We start from the raw sequence: 5237 nt of genomic DNA on the forward strand, positions 1-5237 counted from the left end.
CCGCAAACGCCACCCGGCCGCTCACGCCCCTGCGCGCGTACGGCGTCGGGCCCGGGCCGGAGGCGTCTACGCTGCCTGCCGCCGTGGCAGGGCGGCGAGCGCGTCGGGCCGTCGCCTGTCCGGCTCGTCCCTGTACGTCCCGCCTTGCCGCACGCCGCCCCGGCCCTCTGGCCTCGCCCCGTGCGCGTACGGCGGCTTCCGGGCGTTGCGGCCGTTGCGGCGCACCGTCACTCGGTGGTCGGCCTGCGCCGTGTCCGGTTCAGAACGGTCCCGTTCGCGCCGCTCGGTGGGACATCGATCCGGCCGTCGTGCGTTAACGCATTTCTCATCAGGCGTGGTTAGGTTTTGATGCGTGACCGTGCGACTACTCGTCGTAGACGATGAACCCGCGCTCCGGGAGGCGCTTTCGGCGACGCTGGAGTTCGAGGGGTACGCCGTCGGGGTGGCGGCCGATGGGATGGCCGCGCTGGACGCGCTTGCCCGGGAGCGCTACGACGCGGTGCTGCTGGATGTGATGATGCCGCGGATCGACGGGCTGACCGCGTGCCGCAGGCTGCGTGCCGCGGGCAACCGGGTGCCGGTGCTGATGCTCACCGCCAGGGAGACGGTCGGTGACCGTGTCAGTGGCCTGGACGCCGGGGCCGACGACTACCTGGTCAAGCCGTTCGAGCTGGACGAGCTGCTGGCCCGGGTGCGCGCCCTGTTGCGTCGCGGCGAGCCGCCGGGGGCGCGCGATGACGACGCGGCCGAGGGCCTGCTGGCCTTCGGCGACCTGACGATGGACACCGCGGGGCGTGAGGTGAGCCGGGCGGGCCGCCCGCTGGAGCTGACCCGCACCGAGTACCTGTTGCTGGAGTTCTTCCTGCTGCACCCCAGGCAGGTGCTCACCCGCGAGCAGATCCTGAGCGAGGTGTGGGGGTTCGACTTCGAGCCGGCCTCCAACTCCCTCGACGTCTACGTGATGTACCTCCGCCGCAAGACCGAGGCGGGCGGGCTGCCCCGGCTGATCCACACCGTGCGCGGCGTGGGTTACGTCTTGCGGGCGGCGCAGTGACCGGTCGCACCCTGCGCTCCCGGCTCACGGTGCTGGTGGCGGTCGCCGTCGCCCTGGCGATCGCGGTCTGTGCCGTGGCGTGCTGGATCATCGTGCGCGGCGAGATGCTCAAGCACCTCGACCGCGGCCTCCAGGGCCCGCCCACCCCGGAGGGCGCGCGCAAGCGCGCCCTGGACATCGCCATGATCCTTGAGCACTGCGCCGACCCCGCAGCGGCCAGGGGCGACCCACTGCGCGCCTATGTCCCGCCGCTCCAGTTCGTCTACGCGGCCGACGGCCGGCGCTGCGTCCTCAGCCCCGGCGGCCTGCCGGTCACCGCGGCCGATCGCGCCATCGCGGCGCACGGCGGTAAGATGATCAAGGATGCCACGACCGACACCGGCATGGCCGTGCGCGTCAAGACCCAGCAGATCGCCCCCGGGGTGGCCGTCATGGAGTCGCGCTCCCTCACCGAGCTGCACTCCACGCTGGCCCGCCTGGCCGGGCTGCTGGCGTCCATCGCGGCGCTCGGAGCCCTGGGCGCGGCGTCCGTCGGGCTGCTGATCTCGCGTACCGCCCTGCGCCCGGTCGGCAAGCTGACCGGCGCGGTCGAGCACGTCGGCCGGACCGGCGACCTCACCACCCGCATCCCCGTCGAGGGCACCGACGAGATCGCCCGCCTCGGGGCCGCGTTCAACTCGATGACCAGCGCCCTGACCCGCTCCCGCGACCGGCAGCGGCGGCTGATCGCCGACGCCGGGCACGAGCTGCGCACCCCGCTCACCAGCCTGCGCGCCAACATCGACCTGCTGCTGCGCAGCGAGCACACCGGGCGGGCGATCGACCCCGTGGCCAAACGGAGGCTGCTCGGCAGCCTGAAGGCGCAGTTCGAGGAGCTGTCCACGCTGGTCGGCGACCTGCTTGAGCTGGGCAGGCCGGAAGGCGACCACAAACCGGGCGAGCCGATCGCCTTCCACGACCTGGTGAGCGTCGCGGTGGCCCGGGCGCGGCTGCGCGCGCCCACCGTCCACGTGACGGCCGACCTGTCGACCTGGCACGTCACCGGGCATGCCCCCACCCTGTCCCGGGCGGTGATGAACCTGCTGGACAACGCAGTGAAGTTCAGTCCGCCCGGCGGCACGGTGGAGGTGCGCCTGCGCGAGGGACGGCTTTCCGTGCGCGACCACGGGCCCGGCGTGCCCGCCGAAGACCTCGAACACGTCTTCGACCGCTTCTGGCGCTCGCCCACGGCTCGCAGCCTGCCCGGCTCCGGGCTCGGCCTGGCCATCGTCGCGCAGGCGGCCCGCGACGTGGGGGGCGAGGCGGGCATGGCCAACGCCCAGGGCGGTGGCGCGGAGGCATGGATCATCCTCCCCGGCGTGGTTTTCTCATCTCCCGTTAATAATTGACTCACCCTTGTCAAATGTCCGGCTCCCAGCGTGGGGCCATGAGCATGAACGAGTTGACGGGTGCGCCACCGCGGACGCGGCTGGTCGAGATCGTCATTCCCGTGCACAACGAACAGCGGGTGCTGGAGGACAGCGTTCGCCGGCTGCACGGATATCTGTCGGCCGCGTTCCCCTTCGCCTTCCGGATCACGGTCGCCGACAACGCCAGCACCGACGCCACCTGGGAGGTGGCCCTCCGCGTCGCACGCGATCTCGGTGACGTGGGGGCGGTGCGCATCGCGGAGAAGGGCCGGGGGAGGGCGCTGCGCCGGGTGTGGAGCCAGAGCGACGCCGACGTCGTCGCGTACATGGACGTCGATCTGTCCACCGACCTGGACGCGTTCTTGCCGCTGGTGGCCCCGTTGCTGTCCGGGCACAGCGACCTGGCGATCGGGACCAGGCTCGACGCCTCGGCCAACGTCGTGCGCGGCCCCAAGCGCGAGGTGATCTCGCGCGGCTACAACCTGCTGCTGCGGTCGGTCCTCGGCGCGCGGTTCTCCGACGCCCAGTGCGGGTTCAAGGCGGTGCGCGCCGAGGTCGCTCAGGCGCTGCTGCCGTCGGTGCGCGACGAGGAGTGGTTCTTCGACACCGAGCTGCTGCTGCTGGCCGAGCGGCACGGCCTGCGCATCCACGAGGTCCCCGTCGATTGGGTCGACGACCCCGACAGCCGGGTCGACATCCTCAAGACCGCGCTCGACGACCTACGCGGCATGGTCCGCGTGGCGATGACCGGCGCGACCAGGCAGCTCCCGATCTTCGCGGTGATCGGCGGGATCAGCACGCTGGCACACCTCGGCCTGTTCGTGGCGCTGCGCCAGGTGGTGCCCGCGGTCGCCGCCAACGCGCTGGCGCTGTTCCTCACCGCCATGGCCAACACCGCCGCCAACCGGCGGTTCACCTTCGGCGTCACCGGGCGCGCCGGGGCGCTGCGGCACCAGCTCGAAGGCGGTGTGGCGTTCGTCGTCGGGCTCGGGCTGAGCACCGGCGGCCTGGCCCTGCTCGACGCCGTCGTGCCGCACGCCTCCACCCTCGCCGAGGTCGGCGCGGTGGTCGCCGCCAACGGGCTGGCCACCCTGGTCCGCTTCCTGCTGCTGCGCACCTGGGTGTTCAACCTGCGCCGCCCGGTCAACCGGGGGTTGCGTTGAGCGCCGCCACGACCACCGAACCGGGCCTCGCCCCGGACACCGCCTCCCGCACCCGCGCGCTGCTGTCCCGGCTTCCGCTGGCGGCGGTGCTGGCCCTGGCCGCGCTGCTCTACACCTGGGGGCTGGGCCGCAACGGGCACGCCAACACCTACTACTCCGCGGCGGTGCTGTCCGGCACGCAGAGCTGGAAGGCGTTCTTCTTCGGCGCGCTCGACGCCGGGTCGTTCATCACCGTCGACAAGCCGCCGCTCGCGCTGTGGGTGACGGGCCTGTCCGTGCGGGTCTTCGGCATGTCGAGCTGGAGCCTGCTGCTTCCGCAGGCGGCGGCGGGCCTGGCCACCGTGTGGCTGCTGCACATCGCGGTACGCCGGAGCGTCCCCGGCCCCCCCGGTCGCGTCGCGGCTCACCTGGCCGCGCTGGTGCTGGCGCTGACCCCGATCACCGTGGCGATCAACCGCGACAACAACCCCGACCCGATCCTGGTGCTGCTGCTCACCGGGGCCGCCTGCGCGTGCCTGGCCGCGCTGCGCGACGGGCGGGCCCGCCCGCTGGTGCTCTGCGCCGTCCTCGTCGGCCTGGCCTTCAACACCAAGATGCTCCAGGCGTACCTGGTCGTGCCCGCCTTCGCCGGGGTCTACCTCTACGCGGCCCCGGGCTCTCTGGCCCGCCGGCTGCGCGCGCCGGCGGCGGCCGGGGCGGCGCTGCTGGTCTCCAGCGCCTGGTGGATGACCATCGTCGACCTGTGGCCCGCCGCCGGCCGGCCCTTCGTGGGGGGCAGCACCAATAACAGCATGTGGGACCTGGTGATCGGCTACAACGGCCTGGGGCGCTTCCTCGGCATGCAGGCGGGCACGCACAACCCGCCCGCGTTCGGCGGGGAGCCCGGGGCGGGGCGGATGTTCAACGACCTGGTGGCCGGGCAGATCTCCTGGCTGCTGCCGTTCGCGCTGGTGGCGCTCGTCGCGGGGCCGCTCATCCTGGCCCGGGTGCCCGCCGCGGGTTTCGCGCACGACGGGGAGCGGCGCACCGAGCCGGTCCGCGCGGCGCTGGCGCTGTGGGGCGGCTGGCTGGTGACGCACCTGGTGGTCTTCAGCTTCACCGGCGGCGTCTTCCACCCCTACTACACGGCCGTGATGGCCCCGGCCGTGGCCGCGCTCTGCGGGATCGGCGGGGTCCTGCTGTGGCGGGCCCACGTCCACTCTGCGGCCTGGTCCTGGCTCGCCCCTGCGTGCACGGCGGTGACCGGCGCCTGGGCGTTCACCCTGCTGCGCCGCACGCCGGAGTTCGCCCCATGGCTGCCCTGGGCCGTGGCCGCCGCTTCGGCCCTCGTCACAGCGACCCTCACCCTGCGCGCCCTGACCCACGCGCCGCCGCCACCGGACGGCCCCGCGGCGGTGCCCCGCCTGCCGATCCTGGTCCGCGCGGCGGCATCGGTTGGTTCGGTGGTCGCGGCGGTGCCGGGTTTGCGGGCGCTGGCCCGTGCGGCGGAGTCGGGCGGTTCGGTGGCGGTGCCCGGTCAGCGGGCGCTGACGGGCGCGGCGACGGTGGCAGGCGGGTCGGCGGGTGTTGGGGCGGCCGTGGTGGGTGGTTCGGTGGGCATCACAGAAGGGC

At 73.5% G+C, this 5237-nt stretch carries 4 protein-coding genes; all 4 read left to right on the forward strand.

The window, feature by feature from the left end:
- The first annotated feature begins 352 nt into the window (after positions 1-352).
- The gene (locus C1I98_RS34625; RefSeq protein ID WP_111171539.1) at positions 353-1054 is read left to right on the forward strand and encodes a response regulator transcription factor; all 702 of its coding nucleotides are present in this window, start codon (positions 353-355) and stop codon (positions 1052-1054) included.
- The gene (locus C1I98_RS34630) at positions 1051-2442 is read left to right on the forward strand and encodes a sensor histidine kinase (protein ID WP_111171540.1); all 1392 of its coding nucleotides are present in this window, start codon (positions 1051-1053) and stop codon (positions 2440-2442) included. The genes C1I98_RS34625 and C1I98_RS34630 overlap by 4 nt, the downstream gene beginning before the upstream one ends.
- A gap of 38 nt (positions 2443-2480) precedes the next feature.
- Positions 2481-3626, forward strand: coding sequence for a bifunctional glycosyltransferase family 2/GtrA family protein (locus tag C1I98_RS34635; RefSeq protein WP_111171541.1), 1146 nt, complete (start codon positions 2481-2483; stop codon positions 3624-3626).
- On the forward strand, positions 3623-5237 hold a 1615-nt coding region (locus C1I98_RS34640), incomplete at its 3' end, for a glycosyltransferase family 39 protein (RefSeq protein ID WP_233508434.1). The genes C1I98_RS34635 and C1I98_RS34640, both read left to right, overlap by 4 nt.

The organism is Spongiactinospora gelatinilytica (assembly GCF_003236385.1).
GTDB lineage: Bacteria > Actinomycetota > Actinomycetes > Streptosporangiales > Streptosporangiaceae > Spongiactinospora > Spongiactinospora gelatinilytica.